This window comes from Virgibacillus sp. AGTR, assembly GCF_016919725.2.
Classification (GTDB): domain Bacteria; phylum Bacillota; class Bacilli; order Bacillales; family Amphibacillaceae; genus Virgibacillus; species Virgibacillus salarius.
The window spans coordinates 1-17,655 of sequence record NZ_JAJERH010000023.1; the positions used below are offsets into that span (position 1 = coordinate 1).

Below are 17,655 nucleotides of genomic sequence, written 5' to 3' on the forward strand. Positions count from 1 at the left end.
TATCAAACTCACATTGCTTTTGTCCAATGACAAACAATACACGTAGTAACTTACAACACAAGGCAATGAGTGACTGTTGCTTTTTCAATCCTGTCATTCTTTGGTACACTTTTTGTCTTTTAGTGGTCTTTAGTATGTCAGAAGTGGGTCATTTCAATGGCTGTATCACCACATAACCCTATCAAACCCTATCATTCAAACAAATCTAACTGCTCTGCCTGCCCTAACCGATCAATAACAGCTGGCTCATGGTCCTGAAAATAAGCATGATGCAGCCATTTATCTGTTGTCATGACTTTTTTGCTTTCATCCTTTGACGCGCGTAATCGACAGCTATAAATAATCGGGAAGTAATCCTGCAGAAACTTGCCTTCTGCATGAGCTGTTAACGCAATGATTTGGAAGCCTAACTGCTCGGCGATGAAAAAGACTGGACTTAGAACATGATCACTTGATGCTTTGCCAAATGGATTATCTAAAATAACAGCACGGTCGGTTAAGTTGGCTTTTTTCTTTTCTGCTACATATTTTAATATGCCTAAGAAGAGCGTCATGTTTTTACTCCACTTTTCTCCTCCTGACCAGACATTGCTTTGCTCCCAGGAATAAGAGCGTGTAGAAATTTGATTATCATTGGTTACTTTACGGCAATGCACCTTCATCACATCGCGATCCATGACAACCTTGAGTAATTGCTTGGATTCCAGCCATTTTTCTAAATCCACACGAATCTTATTCATATCCTGATGCCCTTGCTCATTGTGGTATTTCTCACCATCTAATTGGTTAATGATCCACTCAGTATGATCACGAATGCGTAACTTACCGTCTTCTGGCTCCCATTTTGGAATCGAAAAGCTATAGATTGGCTTCCAGTTATCTACTTTCACTCTCGTTTTCTTTGGGATTTGCTCGAGTTCTTCAACTAATGTTTGCAAATGGGTATGAATTTGATTGATAAAAAGTTGAAGCTCTTCATCACTTTTGCGAATATGCTCATTGGCATATTTAGTGATTCGTTGAATGCTTGCGAACATATTCTGTTTAAAGGTGACGACTTCCTGATAGTCACGCTTCTGTTCGATTCCTTGAATCGTCATTTGTTGTAATTTTTTATCGGTAATTTTTGTTCGACAAAAGATACGGAACTGATCCCTAGCAAGACGGACAAGCTCGCTTTCGTCATCGACTAGCTGCTTCATTTCTTTTAGCTTATCTGTCGCTTGTTTGGCAAAACGGTTGCGCTGGTATTGAAAATCAGTTGCTTCTTGTTCCGTTAACGTAATACTCGCAATTCCTGGTGCGTTAAAGTGATACCCTTCTATAAAATTCTCCAATAGCCTCTCCGCTTCATCAAGACTAGCTAACTCCTTGTTCACACGCTTGAACTCTTGATCGAGATAAGCTTTTTGCTTTTTTAGCTCGTTTTGTTCTTGTTGTAACTGTTCGTTAACAACGTTTAAGTCTTGCTCAAATCGCACTACTTCGTCATCAGGGAATCGTTTATAAAAGTCTTTATATGCTTCATTTAGTAACTCTTGTTTGACATGTAAATCTCGTTCAGTCGTTTGATAGGTTGCTCTAATTTCGGTTAATTCACTTTTTGCTGTCTGTAATTGTCCGTGTAATCGGTCAATATACTGGTCACCATCAGCTGGGAATACTTCTGTTTTATCAACGGATGGGAAAGCTTGTTCAATTTCGTCCATCCGTTCTGTAGTCGTCTCGATCCGCTGCTGTTCGGTTTCTTGTTTCGCTTCCCATTCACCGGTTTGACGTGTGATCTTTTCTTTCTGTAGCTGTAATTCTTTGCGTTTTGATTTCAGACTGGTGATCCTTTCATCTGTGAACGTTGCTGGTAATGTTGCTACTTCCTGATATTGCTCTTCACTGGTGATTACTTCTTGTTTCATCTCTAGATCACGAATACGGTCGTTTAACAGATCGACATCTTCTTGATAACGAGTCATCGATCGTTTCGTCTGCTTGATTTTCTGCGCTAGTTCCTGTTGTTGTTCTTGGTATGTGTCAACTTCCTGCTGATGCTGGGAGATTTCCTTTTGGAAGCTTACATATTGCTGGCCATCTCGCAGTTTTGATTCGATTCCGGTGCGCTCAGCCTCTGCTTCTTCTGCTCTGTTATGATATTTATCGATGGTTGCTTGATGATCCGTAATTTGTTTGTCTGTTTGCTCGATCTTGGCTGCTAGATTTTCCTGCTCTGTTTGCAGACTGTGTAACTGCTCTTGCCAGTCTTCTACCTGCTGAAAAGGATATTTCCTTAAAAACTGGCGGAATTGTGTCAACGCTTGCTCCCAGCTTTTCAGCTCGATCTCAACGTTTTCTCTTGTTGTTGTGATCTCGCCAGCATGACGTTTTAATTGCTGTTTCCACGCGATAAACGTTTCGGAGTCTATGTTGTCACGCCAATGATTCGGGACGATCCAGTTGCCTTTTTCGATATCCGTTATAGCGGTTGCTTCTTCTGTCGTCACCACCATCACCGGCAAGATAAAGCGATCGGAAACCTGTTCTAAACGCTTGATTAATCGGGGCTTTGCCTTTGTCGTTGTCACCAAAATACTCGGCCATAACGTCGCCTGCTTTAACAATGCCTGCTGCTCTTCTGGTAGCTGATTGAGATAACTCACACCTGTTTCCAGATAATCGAGTTGATTCTTCCATAGTTCGATTTGTTCGGAGAGGAATGGATCACTGAAGAAAGTCTCTTGCTCCCCGTAGTCATCAACATAGCGTAACGCAACCCGCTCCTTATCCAACCATTTCTTGCGCTCGATTCGTTGTTTTTCAATATAGTTTTCGAGTTGACCTTCGATCGATTGTTGCTGTAAGTGAATACCTGCAACATCCTGCCAAGCACTTCTTAACATCGCCAGAGACTCGACCAATTGTTGCTCTTCATCTGACATCGCCTGTAACTGTTGTTAGACACGCTGTATTTGTAAAGCTTGTTCTTGGAAATCCTTTTGTAAGTGATTTCTTTCTTGCTGCTCTTCGTCTATTTCACGCGCCAATCGTTTTCTTTCTGTTTTCAAGTGAACCAATTCATCATCTAACACTTGGTAACGAGCTTGCCATTTTGGTAATAGCTCTTCAATTGTTTCCTGTTCTGGATTCGCGAGCAGTGCTTGACGCAAGCGATCACTATCTTTTTCACGAGTTTCGATAAAAGATTGAAGCTTGTTTACCTCGTTACTCCACTGTTGCTCCGTTTGCTCATGGTTGGTGAGTTGTTTCTCTAAGGTTTTGATTTGCTCTTGTAATGGATTCCTTTCCCGTTGTAAGTCTTGTTGTTGCTTGTTAATGTCATCGATTTGATCTTGATAGGCACCATGTAAGGCTTGCTCTACTTCTATCAGCTGATCCTTTAACATCTCGATATCTGCTTCCTTTTCGAACGAAGCAATTTGATCTTGGATAAAGGATAAGGATTCATTTGCTGCTTGTTGTTGTTCGGCAAATTTGGCATACCGTAATGCTGCGTGACGCCCTTCGATATCAGCTACCGTTGTTTTTTGTTCTTGCAAAAGAAGCTTAGCGTTTTGAAATTCTTTGTTCATTTGCTCTTTTTCTGCTTCTTTTGCGGCAACTTCGCTGGAAGCGATCTTCGCTTTATGTTGGTGCGTGTCATCCTGCCAGTTAGTTATTTTTGCTTCAATCGCTTCTTTTTCTGTTAAAAAGGTCTGTTTGTCTGCTTTGGTTTGTTCCCAGATTCCTTTGGTTCGTTGCTTCGCCTCGAGCAATTGTTGCTCTTTCGTATGGAGACGCTCAAAAGCAGTCGTATAGCCAACTAATTCATCCTGGATCTTCTGGTTTTCAGCAATCGTTTCTTTTAACTTTTGATAATTTTTAAAGCTTTCATACCGTTGCTCAAACAAATCAGCAAAAAGGGTAGGATTATGACCAGCCATCGCGCTTTCAACGGTTGGAATTAGCAAGCGATCAAACAGCTGATTCGTCGTTCTACACGCTTCAAAGAAGGCTTCAACACCACCTTCTGAACTATTGATTTTGACAATGTTCTCCCACTCGCTGGCAATAATCTGATAGTTGTCTTCAATGTATTGGCGATACTCTTTAATCGTGGCAAAGGTATTCGCTGACAATGATTTATCCTTCATCATACTATAGTAATCTTGCATTTCCCCGCGCTCAGTAGGACGCTTACCACCTTGCACCTCACGGACGAAAGGGATCTCCTCAATCGCATGGGGATCACCATGCTGATATTCGTAGACATAACGGAGCGAATCGACGCCATGCTTATTCATAAAAAGGGTGACAGCTGTCACGACGTAACGCCTTGGTTTGTCATTAATGATCCATTCGACCGCAATATGGGCAGGCGCGCTTTCTAATGTTAATGTTTTGCCGATTTTGCGACTAGCGAGCTCTGTGTGTGGTAGCATTGCCTGTAGTGCTGTTTGAATCAACACCGTTTTACCGCCACCATTTTCTAATAGAATTGCCCCATTGTAGCCATCAAATAAAAATAATTCATCATTATAACGTTTATTGCCTTCCTCATAGATGACATTGGCTAAGCGAATTTTACTAATCGTTGGCATCTGTATTCTCTCCCTCCATCTCATAGATAAATGTAAGGATTCCTTTGTTATATTCCACTTCCATAAAATAGCGCTGGATAATGGTTTGCGCTTTATCAGTTAAGGTTATTTCTTGATTTCCAAGGGCTTTGACTAAATCTTGATCAAGTAAAAAACGCTTCACAGTATCGATAAAGCTATAGCGACTAATCGTATTACCTGTTTGACGTTTGGCACTCTCTTTCACATCATTCATATCATTCCATTTATCGACTATTTGGCGCCAGTGATAGGAGAATTCACGCTCTTTTTCCTTTAAAACTTCTTCTTCTAAGGCCTGCAATTGCTCAATCCGTTCCTGAATCTGGTGCATCCACTCCTCGATCCGTAAGAAATCACGTGTCGGGCGTGCGCTTTGATAAGAATTATAGAAGCTACCAAACAAAATGATCGTCGTAAAATACAGTAAGTAAATATCTGCATTAGTAGCGCCAGAACGCAAATAATGGCGTTTAATCCAGTCATTACTAACATGAAAGCTCGACAATTTCGTCTCAGGAATTAAATATAAATGTTCACTCGTATTAACGATAACAGCATCTACTTCTTTTGCATATAAATCTAGTAAACTACGAATATCATCGTCGGCTCGATATAACTGGACCGCTTCTTGATCTGTAACAGACGTACGCGCTAATTTCGTATAAATACGAAAGGCTTCGATTACCTTTTCCTCACTGTAATGCACTATGACTCCTCCAATCGGATCACCATCTCTTGAATGGAATAACGTTTATAACGATTTAAAATGGCTTTCTCTTCGGTAATAACTAAACGATTATCACCAAGGATGTACAATGCTTCGGTTAATAGCGATTTACCATCCTCGTCATGCTCCATATCTCCACGCGTTATCGGTGAACGCTGATGTAAGATTAACCAAAATTCATAAAAAGACCTTGATGCGTACAGTTGGGCTTGATTGGTCTCGGTTAAATAGTCAAAAAAGGTAGATAGTCTGATTTCTCGCATCTTACTTAAAACAGATAATAATTCTTCCATTAGTTTTTTATATAGTTTTCTTAACGCTTTTGCTCTAGCATCGATTTCCTCATCACTTTCCGCTTCAGGCATTGTCGTCGTTTGATCTGCTTGTTGATCTTCGACAATAGTTTGATCAGCAAAAAGTGTTAGTGGTGACCAGGTTCGTTCTTCCTCTACTTTTAAGAACGGATGGAGCACACCTTTCATCGTTTCCAGTGGCAACGGCACCGAAATAATATGCGAGGTAATTTCATGATCGAAATTAAACGCTTCAATTCCCGTGTAATACAACGACTCTTGCGCTGTAATTAAGGTCGTATTTTTTAATGATAAGGTCTGTTCTAGTAGTCTCGAATGATCGTAGTGAACCGCCTCTAGCTCTCTAGTGATCGTCAAAATTAAATCATACGTTTTTTGTTCTTTGCGATGAATATCTTTCGCATAGAGCCTGTCCTTCGTTTCTTTCACAAATTGGCGCAACTCTTTAAATTCATCATCTTCACGCTGCAAACGACTGTAACTATCATTTAATAACTCTTTATAACGATCAAACGTTTCTTCTGAAACAATACTGCGTTGAATTTCCTGTTTGAGTGCCAGCATCCGCTCATCAATACTTTCCACTGCGACACGCATTTCATTGACTTGTCTTAATGCCCCATTGAACTCGCCGCGCTCTAATTGTTTACGAAGCATCAATTGATTAATCGATAATTGAAATTCACTATAGAACTCTTTTGTAGCAAAGACAAGTTCCAAGCCATCATCGTCTAACGCATAAAACTGTTCATTTGTCGTTGGATTAAAATTATTCGTTTTGAGAATCGAATATTCGAGCTGTTCGTCTTGACCTGTTTCCCAGTTATAGAAGGAATAGGTTCGCTTGACCCCTGTCCCTGGACGAAAATTATCGATCAGACTACTAGCAAGACGAGAATAATCACTTGCTTGTAACTGATACTGTTCTGCCGTCACTTCTTGAATAAAGGCAGCTAACTGCTTGACCCCTGTTTTATAGTGACGCATCACTTTTTGTTCAAAGAAAAATAGTAACGTTAATAGTCCTAAACCTTTCATATCAATTAACTTACCATTCTCATCCTTTTCCCGTTTACGTTCTAAATCCGTTAAGGGATCAAATAACGCCAGACGACGAATCCGTTCCTGATAGCCTGCTGTAATCGTTGCTATATCATGTCGTTCCAATTTGATCCCTCCCATATTTGTTGTAATTCCTTTGTTCTTAATGTTTCTTGTGGGTAATAATAGCCTTCAGCGAGTAATCGCTTGATTTGACGCTGCTCTTGTTGATCGAACCACTGTAAAAAGGCATCCTCTGCTCCCTCACGCTTTCTTTGATAGGCTTTACCTTGCGCAGGCTGTTTTGCCAAGCAAGCTCGGTAAAAAGGAAACGCTAAACGTAGTTCGATTTTGTTCGCCAAACTATGCCAGATCGATATCCCCTCACGGTCGATATCACCAAAATAAAAGAAGTGGTGGTCAGCAGTGATTGGATATTGCTGATTAAATTGCTCGATACTCTGTATGATCGTTTTGCCACTTCCATAAATCAAGGTGGCAAAGGCTGTTTGTTTGATGGCTGGCAATAGACCTTGATAGGTGGTTTTATTCTCAACAATTAAATGGAGTTGTTTGGGCTCTTGTACTTGATTGGGATTAATCGCATATTTTAATGGTTCTGATACAGGCATTATTTTCATTTTATCGAATAGGTGAACCCGTTCTAATAATTCTTTACCTTTTTTCTCAGTTATCCATTTCTCATCACCAGCAATCTCATAGCTTCTTTCTGGTGTTGGAATCGCTTCTGTAGGAAAACCATTTGTTCGTATATATTGATCTATTTGTCGTAAGTAGGGTAAATCCTTCTGCCACTGTTTCGGATCATGTTGATAGTAATAGTCAAGGTTTATTTCACGATGGAATTGAATACGGTACTGTTGTAAGAGGTGATGATGCGCTTGTTTTAACTTCGCTTTTTGAATACGATAATGCAAGGCGACAGAAGGTTTTCTAGGTGAACGCCCTTTGCTTTTCACCATCGCTAAAATGCCCGCTTCTTCTAAAGCAAGCACTTCTTCAGCAAAAGCTTCATAGCTATCGAAAAAAGGTGATGATAATTCTTGTAGTTGATTAATATCGATTGTTTTCTTTGGATATAAAGCAAGTGCTTCTTTTAGTTCTTTCATATTTTTCATCCTATGTGTTGAGATATGTCTTATTTTATCATATCGGGGGCAGGGGATGGGATGGGACAACTTTTGAGTTTTATTACTGAAATAATAAGGTAATTGGAAAATAGTGTGGAAAAATCAGCACCATAAATATCTTCATACACCCATTTATAACCAGTTTGTGACCAATCTGGGAATTGATCAGCTAACAATTTTCCGAAAATAACTTCAACCTCTCGAATTTCTTTTTAACTTTACGATAGCCTTGAATAAGCAAAATCTTTGCTCTAAGGGCTTCAAAAAAGTAACCACGACCAACAATGGTTCATTGTCTTAATTAAAAGATTCAAGGACTCTGTATAGGTGTTTATAATGGGAGAATTGAAATAGTTTAGTATCTCTTCTTCCCAATTATTCATTGGCTTAATTAGATCTTCAAAAATAGGTCATTAATTTTTTAGGAACATTTGAAAGCATGGCTTTATTTGAACAAGGCATATGGGTATACGGAAGAGAATTATTTGGAGGAAATCACTAAAACAGCGAAGCAAAACTATAAAAAGAAAGTCGAGCGAAAAGAAAAGGTGAAGAGTACTTTACTCCTCACCGACTGCAAAAGATGCAAAAAAGCCTGGAATGCAACCTTTGAGACATTTTAATATACGGGAAAGCCGTATGCCTTAATATGGCATGTACGGTTTGATAAGGGGGAAGATATGAGAGTGTTTTCCCTACTTTATTGTATAGGGATAATCTAAATTTATTTCTACATTTGTTCAAGGACGCAGGGTTTCCTATAGCTTCTTTTTATTAAGGAAATAGGTCTTACCAGGATATCGGAACCGAAAAATATATCTAGGATAGATGCATCGAGTATAGTCATTTGCGCATGTTTCTCAATACCACCAGCCTTGTGGAATATTTGCAAGCTGCCAGGTGCGTATGAGTTGTTTCGACCTCATTAGTGAAAGGAGAATTAACGCAACATGAGCTGATCCGCGTATGCAATAAACAAGCTATATCACTAAGATATTGAATTGCCTTTTTGTAAATTCATATACTGATTATCTTTGCTCACGATAGCCCTCTATTCTGGTCATATGCAGGTACAAAAAAGATTCCGCAACTTGAAAAAAATGTGTACGATATAGAGGGGGTATGTGGACACATAAATAACATACCCATAGCTTAAGTTATTAAAAAACGCTTATGAAATAAAGGAGTATAACATGAGAAAACGCGGTATCACCGTTAAATTATTCGCTGTGACAGCTTTATTCTTTTTGGTGTTTTACGCCATGATTATGATATTTCAGTTATTATTTTTTGATCGATTTTATCAGCATCATAAAACAAAAGAAGCAGCAAAGCACATACATCAGTTAGCAGAAGCTTATGAGAAAAATTCCTGGAGCGAAGAGGAACTGACAAAACAGACACTCTCTTACATGAGAGAGACCAAAAGCCCGTTGACGATTGTGGACGCAGAAGGTTTTCAGCTGGTGCAGGATCCGTTTAACATTATGCTGGAAACAGAAGACGGCAAAGTTGTGGAAATATCGCTTTCCTTACTCGTCACAGATTACGGAAAACAGCTGCGCGCATTACATATCGCAAAAGGAGATACATTGATTGTGCAAGGAGAAGCAGATGCCATGGTTCCTTCCGTCATTTATCCATCTGTTATTACAAAGAATACGTCTAGTGTCGGTGAAGATCTGGTCGATAATGAAGTGACAATCGAAGGGGAAGTAAAAAGCATTTCGCTGCCTAAGGCTGGGATGTGGAATAGGGGGATCGGACTTCTCTATGATGCACTGGTGGAATGGTTCCCGCTTGAGAAGGCGCAGATAAAGCAGCTTTCTAAAGGGGAGAGCCTGCAGCTGGACTGGGTAGAGTCATGGAGTGGAAAACATAATTTAGTACTAATTGAGCCGTTTGAGAAAGATGGAGAAATGCAATTTATGTTCTCTGTCACATCTCTTCAGGAAATTAGAGACACTAATGAATCACTTCAAGTATTTTATGTATATATAGGAATCGCAGGCTTTATACTCATCCTATTGCTGTCGCTATTCTACTCACGTCTTGTTAGCAGACCGCTGATTAAGCTGAATGAAATGGCAAAAAAAATGGTGCATCTGGACTTCTCATCAGCAAAGCCGATTAAGCAGAAGGATGAACTTGGGAGCCTTTCAAACAATATGCTGGTTATGGCACAAAATCTCGATGTCGCATTAAATGATTTGAAACAAGCGAATGGAAAGCTAAAGCAGGATATGGAAAAGCGCGAGCAGATGGAGAAGGAGCAGCGCGAGTTTTTTGAGCATGCATCACATGAATTAAAGACACCGCTCAGCATTGTCAAAAGCTTCGCAGAGGGGCTGCAGGATGGTGTCAGTCCGGATAAGCGAGATCACTATATTGAAGTAATTATTGAAGAGTCGGACAAGATGGAAGTGCTGATCAAGGATATGCTGGATTTGGCTAAGTTGGAAAACGGTGCAATCCGATTAAGAAAAACATCTTTTCTACTTAGTGAAATGATTGAGAGCTTGGCAAATAAACTATTTTGTATCGCGAAAGAGAAAAATGTCATAATTGAAATCATGCCGAAGAATGAACAGCCTGTTTTGGCGGATTATGAGTGGATGGAACGAGTAATGCAAAATCTCCTTATCAATGCTGTCCGGCACAGTGAGAGCGATTCTGTCATTTCGATTCGAATCGAATTAGATCAAGAAAACGGTGACAGTGTATTCTTAATTGAAAACAAAGGCAAGCAAATACCGGAAGAGCAGCTGGATGAGATCTGGAAACGTTTCTATCGGACCGAATCCTCTCGAAGCCGAATGACAGGCGGTACAGGATTGGGGCTAGCTATCGTCCAGCAAATTCTAGACCTGCATGCATTTCATTACGGAGCGGAAAACATGCCTGACGGTGTGCGTTTCTATGTTCGTTTCAAATAATGGGATAAATTACTTATTAGGACACATAAAAGACATATAACCTTGTTAATTTATGTATATAGAGTGGAAGGAAGATTCACGATGGGAAAGACAGTGTTGCTTGTCGAGGATGAAGTAAGAATCCGGGAAGTTGTAGCCGATTACTTCAAACAGGACGGCTGGGAAGTGTATGAAACGGATAATGGTAGCAGTGCTATCGATTGGTATGATGCGGTTTATCCGGATTTAGTCATTCTCGATATCATGATGCCGCAAATGGATGGATTTGCTGTTACCAGGCAGGTGCGAAAGAGATCTGGCGTACCAATCATTTTGCTGACAGCGAGATCTAGTGACGATGATAAAATTCATGGGTTTGAACTTGGAGCCGACGAGTATGTAACCAAGCCATTTAGTCCGAAAGTGCTAGTCGCACGTGCTAATTCTTTAATGAAACGCGCAACCGAACATTACCTGCCCACTGGTCATATGATCAGCTTCGGTCAAGCAATCGTTAATATGAAGTCCCATCAGCTTCAGCTTGAGGGCAAACAAGTAGAATTGACGCCAAAAGAATATGAATTATTGGTGTTCTTGCTTCACCATAAAAATAACGTCCTTTCACGTGAGGCAATTTTGAATCACGTATGGGGGTTGGACTTCGATGGTGATAGTCGCGTTGTCGATACACATATTAAAAAGCTGAGAGCTAAGCTAAGCTGTGAATCACATCACATCAAGACTGTTATTGGAACCGGCTATAAATTTGAATAAAAGGAAGAGAAAAGATGAATAAACTCAAGCAGCTGTATGCGCACACTGGTGTCCGTTTTGCTTTGCATACTTGTTTTTATCTGGCAATTCTTGTCACCTTGTTTTTGATGTACGGCTTCCATACGGCTAATACAGGCAACTATATCTATAATGATTTCTAAATGGAGAAGATAATAACATGAAACTTTTAACACGTATTGCACAGCATGCGGCAAGCAACCCGGAACAGACGGCATTTCGTACAGAGGACCAGGTGCTGAACTACGAATTGCTTTGGGACAGGTCGAGCAGACTGGCAAGCTTCATACATGCCAGACAGCTTGGACGGCAGACACCAATTGTTGTATATGGTCATATGGGAACCGATATACCGGTATCTTTCCTCGCCTGTGTGCAGGCTGGCCACCCTTATATACCGGTAGATGCATCCATTCCAATGGAACGGATGCGCTATATCGTGGAAAAATCCGGTGCAGAATTAGTAATTAATACAACAGATAGCAGCCTGGAATTTGATAATATCGCTGTTTTACACGTGTCAGCACTGCAGCTGGAAACAGTAGAGCCTATTGGTGATCAATATTGGGTCCAGCCTGATGAAGTTTTTTATATCATTTATACATCCGGCAGTACGGGAAATCCAAAAGGTGTTCAAATAACCGCTGCAAATCTGCAGTCATTTACTAACTGGATGACAGGTGACTTTCCGTTAGAGCAAGGAAAAGTGTTCTTGAATCAGGCACCGTTTTCATTTGATTTGTCTGTCATGGACTTTTATCCAGCGTTGCAAAGTGGCGGTTCGGTTCATGCATTGGAGAAAGATGTAATCAATAAGCCAAAGCTTTTGTTTGAGAACTTGAGTCGCTCGGCATTGCAAATTTGGACATCGACGCCATCCTTCGTACAAATGTGTTTTCCGAATCCGGACTTTAATGAAAAAATGCTTCCTGAGCTTGAGGTATTCCTGTTCTGTGGTGAGGTACTGCCGTTAGCTGTAGCCAAAGAGCTGAAAAAACGTTTTCCGAGAGCGAGAATCTTTAATACATACGGACCTACAGAAGCAACGGTTGCTGTGACGTCTGTTGAAATTACGGAAGAATTGCTCGCGAAAGAGAAGGCATTGCCGGTTGGCTATCCAAAGCCCGATATGCGTATTCTCGTTGTGGACGAATCGGGAAATCTGTTACCTGAAGGTGAAAAAGGGGAGCTTATCCTTGCAGGGCCAAGTGTGTCAAAGGGCTATCTGGGTGAGCCGCTGCTGACAGAAAATGCATTCGGCATTATAAACGGAATGAACGCCTATCGTACTGGAGATGCCGGCTTTATTCAGGACGGCTTGGTGTATTGCCAAGGCAGACTGGATTATCAAATCAAGCTGCACGGCTACCGGATGGAGCTGGAAGAGATTGAATTCCACCTTAATCAATCTGATTATATTAAGGCTGCCATTGTTATCCCTCATGCGCCAAACGAGGAAATTGAATACTTGATTGCGGCAGTGGTACCAGCCGATCATGACTTTGAGAAGGAATACAAGCTGACAGCTGCTATTCGAAAAGATCTTGCTTTGCGCTTGCCGGCATATATGATCCCGCGGAAGTTCACGTATCATACTGCTATTCCAATGACGATGAATGGGAAAGTAGACCGTAAGAAAATGAAGAAAGAGGTATTCGCATGACCCCGTATAGTTCTTTCCTTTTCTTTATCATTCTAGGTATTTTGCTACTGCCGACGATGATTCTCGGCACAATGGGTAAGCGGCTGCGGTATTACAATGTGTTCGTCACCATTGTTGTATTGGCTATTATATTTTCAGGAGGGGACGCAGGCTTCTTCTCGTTAGTAGCCTTCACCATTCTTCAGGTTGTACTGGTCAAAGGCTATATTACTTATCGACAGACAAAGAATAGCAGCCTCGTATTCTATGTAATAAGTTTTCTATCGATCCTGCCTTTGATTTTATCCAAGGTTTTGCCGATTTTAGCAGTGGATAACTGGGCAAGCTTTCTGGGTATTTCCTATCTGACATTCCGAGCTGTTCAAATCATTATTGAAACAAGAGATGGATTGATTAAGGATCAGCTCTCGATTTTTCAGCTTGTCAATTTTATGCTGTTTTATCCAACAATTTCATCAGGTCCGATTGATCGCTTCCGCCGATTTCAAAAGGATGAAGAAAAGCATTGGACACCGGAGGAGTACAAGGAACTGCTTTATAAAGGGATTAACAAAATCTTCCTTGGTTTTTTGTATAAATTTATAATCGGCTACAGCATCAATACGTACTTCATTATGAATCTAGAATATATAGCGGATTACAAGTTTATCTATCATCTGTTGTATATGTACAGCTATAGCTTGTACCTGTTCTTCGACTTTGCCGGCTATACGGCGTTTGCAGTCGGAGTCAGTTATATGATGGGAATCCGGTCACCGGAGAACTTTAATAAGCCATTCATCAGCCGCAACATCAAGGATTTCTGGAATCGATGGCATATGTCACTGTCGTTCTGGTTCCGTGACTATGTGTTCATGCGCTTCGTCTTTTTAATGAAGAAGAAAAAATGGATACAGAACAAAATGCTCGTCTCGAATCTAGGTTATATTCTGCTGTTCCTGCTAATGGGAGTATGGCATGGTTTAGCGATTCAGTACATCATTTATGGAGCATATCATGCCTTGATGATGGCCGGATTTAATTTCTTCGAGACCTGGAATAAAAAACATAAACGCTGGCCAACAGGAAGAGCGATGACAATTGTGTCTATCGTTATCACTTTCCATGTCGTTTGTTTCGGTTTTTATCTGTTTTCTGGCAGACCATTTCAATAAAAGGGGAATATGAATATGAATTTTAAAGAAAAAGTACTACAGGTTATTGCAGAAGTTTGTGAAGATGATGTTGTGAAAGAAGAGCATGATTTGGATATATTCGACGCAGGACTGATTGATTCATTTGCGACAGTAGAATTACTTGTTCAATTCGAGGAGCAGCTTGATATCAATGTACCGATTACGGAGTTCGATCGAGATACATGGAATACACCAAATGCTATCGTTGATCGTCTGAATGAGTTGAAATAATGAAGAAGAAGTATTTTTTTGGACCAATCATTCTTGCATTGGTCCTGTTTGCCGGGGTAGTACTCGTACCCGTATCATGGCTTGCTAAGTTAGTTCCGGAGGATCGTTTGGAGGAATCGGCTACCAGTCTGGAGTCAAATATGTTCCAAGGAACATATTTGCAAAGTGAAATGCTCAAACATTCGACGTATGTTCCAATCTATGGTTCTTCCGAATTGTCGCGCTGGGATCCATTCCATCCATCAAATTATTTCGAAATGAATGCCGCTGTCTTTACACCTTATTTAATAGGAAAAGGCGGGATGACCTCTATTATTCATGATTTAAACTTTGCCACGCATGCTGATCAATTGAAGAACAAGCAGATGGTCATCATCGTATCGCCGCAATGGTTTGTAAAGCATGGTACAGACGAGCAGCATTTTACACCCAACTATTCCGCTCTGCAAGCCTACCAGCTTCCTTTTAATAAGGAAGTGGACGAGCAAGTGAAACGAAAATTGATGCAACGCCTGATAACGTATGATGCGGTTAAGAACGACACGATACTTTATCAGCTTTATGATGCTTATTTGAATGACAAAAAGGTTAAGTTTAATATTTTTTCAGTTTCTGCAAAGGCTTATATATCCTTACTTAAGAAAAAGGATCTGTATTTCACACTTCTGAAGGATAAACCAACTAATCGGCATCAGTCAAACGAAGTGAAGGACAAGACGTGGGAAGAACTGCAGGCACAAGCTGATGCTTATGGCGAGAAACGGACACAGCATTCCAAATTTTATATTGATGACAACGTGTATAAGTATAGGAAGCATTATATCAAGGGAATGAAAGGAAAGAATAAAGGACATTCCTATGCAGAATCACTTGAGTATGAAGATTTCCAGCTGATGCTTGATATTCTCAAGGAAGCTAATGCCGACCCTCTTTTTGTCATTATACCTGTGAATGGGGCGTATTATGACTACACAGGCTTCCCCGAAAAAGGACGGCAAGAATACTACACTCGTATAAAGAAGCAAATTAATGATAGTGGCTTTACTTACGCCGATTATTCCGACCATGAATACGACCCTCATTTTATGCGTGATACGATTCATATTGGCTGGAAAGGCTGGGTTTATTTAAATGAGGATATGCAGAAGTTCCTTGAATAGCACTAGGACGATTCACCTAATAGGTGGATCGTTTTTGGTTTGCCCAGCATGGGCGGACTCTAAGGAGGGAAGTCTTCAGTACGACCTTGTAGCGGTACGTACTTAGTCAAAAGTAAGGGTGTCCATGGGTGACGTGGAATTTGCAGGAAGCTCGAGGCAAACCTCAGGTCTGACGAATAGAAAGCATATAGGAGGCAACGTATGAGGATAAGACTGACAAAGAAGTTATAATTCAATTGCTACTATGGTGTGTCAACACTAAATCGAACAAATTTTTATAGGTTGATTAACTTGTATTCAGTAGGTGTTAAATAATTTAGTGATCCGTGAATTCGAATGTGGTAGAATCAATGAACATAATTAAAAAGTTCAAGGGCAAGTTCGTGCGGTTAGTAGAACCTTGTTCTTTTTTGACTATATAATCCTTTCATGTGGATTTTGTACATAATAAATTATTGGAATTTTCTATATTAAGTTTATGAGTTTAAACTAAATGCGGGAAATCATTTTAGCAAATCTATTGAAAGACAAGGGAGCATCACAAGGATGTAACATCTATTATTCGTAATTGTGAAAAAGCCCACTCCTATTAATCAGGTCTGACCTCAATAAATTTTTACCTTTGATAGTTGTCCAAAGGAGTGCCCCTACATTAATTCTATGCTCTACAACTATTTTCCCCTATAAAGTGTTTAATCTATTTTTCATTTATTTTCTTAATATATATGTATCCAGTTAACATTAATACTGCTAAATAAATTGCTTCTATCTTTATTTCTCCGCCTCTAATTAGAGAGTAAAAAAAGAGATTACGCCTATAATAAAAAAGAAACCCGTCAAGTTTTTTAACATTCTATTATATTTTTAAAAAATCTCGTTGGTTTTATTCATATATTAATCATCTTCCTTTTATTGATTTTGATTCCAGCATTAAAGTATACAGGGGTTTTAGTATACACCAATATGATAATCATTATGAATTCCATAGCTGCATTTGGCAATTGAATTTTAGAGTATTCTTAATAATATTTTTAATTATATCAACAAAAAAATACAAAATAGGAAAATAACACTAGATAAATAGACTAGAAAATGGTGATGATTAAAGTGGAAAAGCAGATTTTAGCTTATAATCAGGAGTTCAAAGAACTAGATTCTACAGATTTACAGGAAGGTATTTGTAATAATATTGAGCAGGAACGTTCAGAGGTGTTCAATAATATAGCAAAGAACTAGAATTTATAAAAAGAGAACTTAATAGAGAAGGTGGAAGAAGAAATCAAGAGCCAGACAGGCCATAAAAGAAAACTAAAAACAGGAGGATAAAACTATTTGATGATGTTAAATCAAACAGTAGAGAAACGATTGAAAAAGAATGAGAGAGTATAATATAGGGATAGCACTTAATGATCCATATAATTGAAAAGGCCATTTCTCCTAATACATCATGGGTTGGTGGGAGGATGCAACGAAATATCAAAGTTGGCAATTCAATGTAAAGCCGGTGCAGTTGATACTACTTGTGTAAGGATACGGTTTGGGGAAACAATTCCCTATGTTAATTGGAAGCTATCTAATATAGTAGCCATAAAAATTAGAATCGAAATCTCAAAAATTACAAAGTATGCCTGAATTGTAACTATAAATAAAAGAATGCACAAAGGATTGAACCGCCTGTTAACAGCATTGTTTTTTAACCAGTACTATCAACCAGAATAATGGATAAAGCCATAAAGATAACATTAACTATACCTACAATAACAGTTTGAAACATAGAAATAGTCGTTCCTACTCATAATTGTTCAAAGATGAAAGGAGAATAGTAAAGAATAACGTTAATCCCGATTAACTGCTGGAAAATAGCAACAGCAATACC

Annotated in this window: 15 protein-coding genes and 1 pseudogene; 8 read left to right on the forward strand and 8 right to left on the reverse strand. The window is 39.6% G+C overall.

Translation table 11 applies throughout. The features are described from left to right. Positions 1–191: 191 nt before the first annotated feature. The 6 genes from JUJ52_RS10440 to JUJ52_RS23705 all read right to left on the reverse strand — a co-directional run bounded on the left by JUJ52_RS10440 (position 192) and on the right by JUJ52_RS23705 (position 8,250). Positions 192–2,930 carry a coiled-coil domain-containing protein gene (locus tag JUJ52_RS10440; protein ID WP_205389325.1) on the reverse strand — a complete coding sequence of 913 codons (2,739 nt, stop codon included), beginning with the start codon at positions 2,928–2,930 and terminating at the stop codon, positions 192–194. Between the two features lie 15 nt (positions 2,931–2,945). Beyond that, on the reverse strand, positions 2,946–4,589 hold the full coding sequence (locus JUJ52_RS10445) for a coiled-coil domain-containing protein (protein WP_205389324.1): 1,644 nt from the start codon (positions 4,587–4,589) through the stop codon (positions 2,946–2,948). Then, a complete protein-coding gene (locus JUJ52_RS10450; RefSeq protein WP_205389323.1) occupies positions 4,576–5,316 on the reverse strand; it encodes a DUF6063 family protein in 741 nt (246 codons plus the stop codon). The genes JUJ52_RS10445 and JUJ52_RS10450 overlap by 14 nt, the downstream gene beginning before the upstream one ends. Then, entirely contained in the window at positions 5,316–6,818 is a 1,503-nt protein-coding gene (locus JUJ52_RS10455; protein WP_205389321.1) for a replicative DNA helicase, read from the reverse strand. The genes JUJ52_RS10450 and JUJ52_RS10455 overlap by 1 nt, the downstream gene beginning before the upstream one ends. Then, positions 6,800–7,822: a Wadjet anti-phage system protein JetD domain-containing protein gene (locus JUJ52_RS10460; protein WP_205389320.1), complete on the reverse strand. Its 1,023-nt coding sequence runs from the start codon at positions 7,820–7,822 to the stop codon at positions 6,800–6,802. Before JUJ52_RS10460 ends, JUJ52_RS10455 begins: the two co-directional genes overlap by 19 nt. Before the next feature lie 281 nt (positions 7,823–8,103). After that, on the reverse strand, positions 8,104–8,250 hold the full coding sequence (locus JUJ52_RS23705; protein ID WP_228088945.1) for a transposase: 147 nt from the start codon (positions 8,248–8,250) through the stop codon (positions 8,104–8,106). Between the two features lie 786 nt (positions 8,251–9,036). On the opposite strand from JUJ52_RS23705, the gene JUJ52_RS10470 reads away from it, so the two are divergent. From JUJ52_RS10470 to dltD, 7 genes are all read left to right on the forward strand, one after another. Continuing rightward, entirely contained in the window at positions 9,037–10,779 is a 1,743-nt protein-coding gene (locus tag JUJ52_RS10470) for a sensor histidine kinase (protein WP_121604159.1), read from the forward strand. A gap of 81 nt (positions 10,780–10,860) precedes the next feature. Next, positions 10,861–11,532, forward strand: coding sequence for a response regulator transcription factor (locus tag JUJ52_RS10475; RefSeq protein ID WP_121604158.1), 672 nt, complete (start codon positions 10,861–10,863; stop codon positions 11,530–11,532). A gap of 14 nt (positions 11,533–11,546) precedes the next feature. Beyond that, entirely contained in the window at positions 11,547–11,693 is a 147-nt protein-coding gene (locus tag JUJ52_RS10480) for a teichoic acid D-Ala incorporation-associated protein DltX (protein ID WP_080668743.1), read from the forward strand. Positions 11,694–11,710: 17 nt separating this feature from the next. Next, positions 11,711–13,213 (forward strand): D-alanine--poly(phosphoribitol) ligase subunit DltA, encoded by a 1,503-nt coding sequence (dltA, locus tag JUJ52_RS10485; RefSeq protein ID WP_121604157.1) that lies wholly within the window; start codon positions 11,711–11,713, stop codon positions 13,211–13,213. Continuing rightward, on the forward strand, positions 13,210–14,367 hold the full coding sequence (dltB, locus tag JUJ52_RS10490) for a D-alanyl-lipoteichoic acid biosynthesis protein DltB (RefSeq protein WP_205389318.1): 1,158 nt from the start codon (positions 13,210–13,212) through the stop codon (positions 14,365–14,367). The genes dltA and dltB overlap by 4 nt, the downstream gene beginning before the upstream one ends. A 15-nt stretch (positions 14,368–14,382) precedes the next feature. After that, a complete protein-coding gene (dltC, locus tag JUJ52_RS10495; protein WP_026682562.1) occupies positions 14,383–14,619 on the forward strand; it encodes a D-alanine--poly(phosphoribitol) ligase subunit DltC in 237 nt (78 codons plus the stop codon). Continuing rightward, positions 14,619–15,779: a D-alanyl-lipoteichoic acid biosynthesis protein DltD gene (gene dltD / locus JUJ52_RS10500; RefSeq protein ID WP_205389316.1), complete on the forward strand. Its 1,161-nt coding sequence runs from the start codon at positions 14,619–14,621 to the stop codon at positions 15,777–15,779. The genes dltC and dltD overlap by 1 nt, the downstream gene beginning before the upstream one ends. 275 nt (positions 15,780–16,054) lie before the next feature. On the opposite strand, the pseudogene JUJ52_RS10505 reads toward dltD, so the two are convergent. Beyond that, positions 16,055–16,162: pseudogene (locus tag JUJ52_RS10505) on the reverse strand (IS3 family transposase); the annotation flags it as partial. Between the two features lie 724 nt (positions 16,163–16,886). On the opposite strand from JUJ52_RS10505, the gene JUJ52_RS23380 reads away from it, so the two are divergent. Next, complete coding sequence (locus tag JUJ52_RS23380) at positions 16,887–17,015, forward strand: hypothetical protein (RefSeq protein WP_255637620.1); 129 nt, start codon at positions 16,887–16,889, stop codon at positions 17,013–17,015. 556 nt (positions 17,016–17,571) lie between these two features. Here JUJ52_RS23380 and JUJ52_RS23710 read toward each other — a convergent pair. Continuing rightward, positions 17,572–17,652 carry an MFS transporter gene (locus JUJ52_RS23710; RefSeq protein WP_374488420.1) on the reverse strand — a complete coding sequence of 27 codons (81 nt, stop codon included), beginning with the start codon at positions 17,650–17,652 and terminating at the stop codon, positions 17,572–17,574. Between the last annotated feature and the right edge of the window lie 3 nt (positions 17,653–17,655).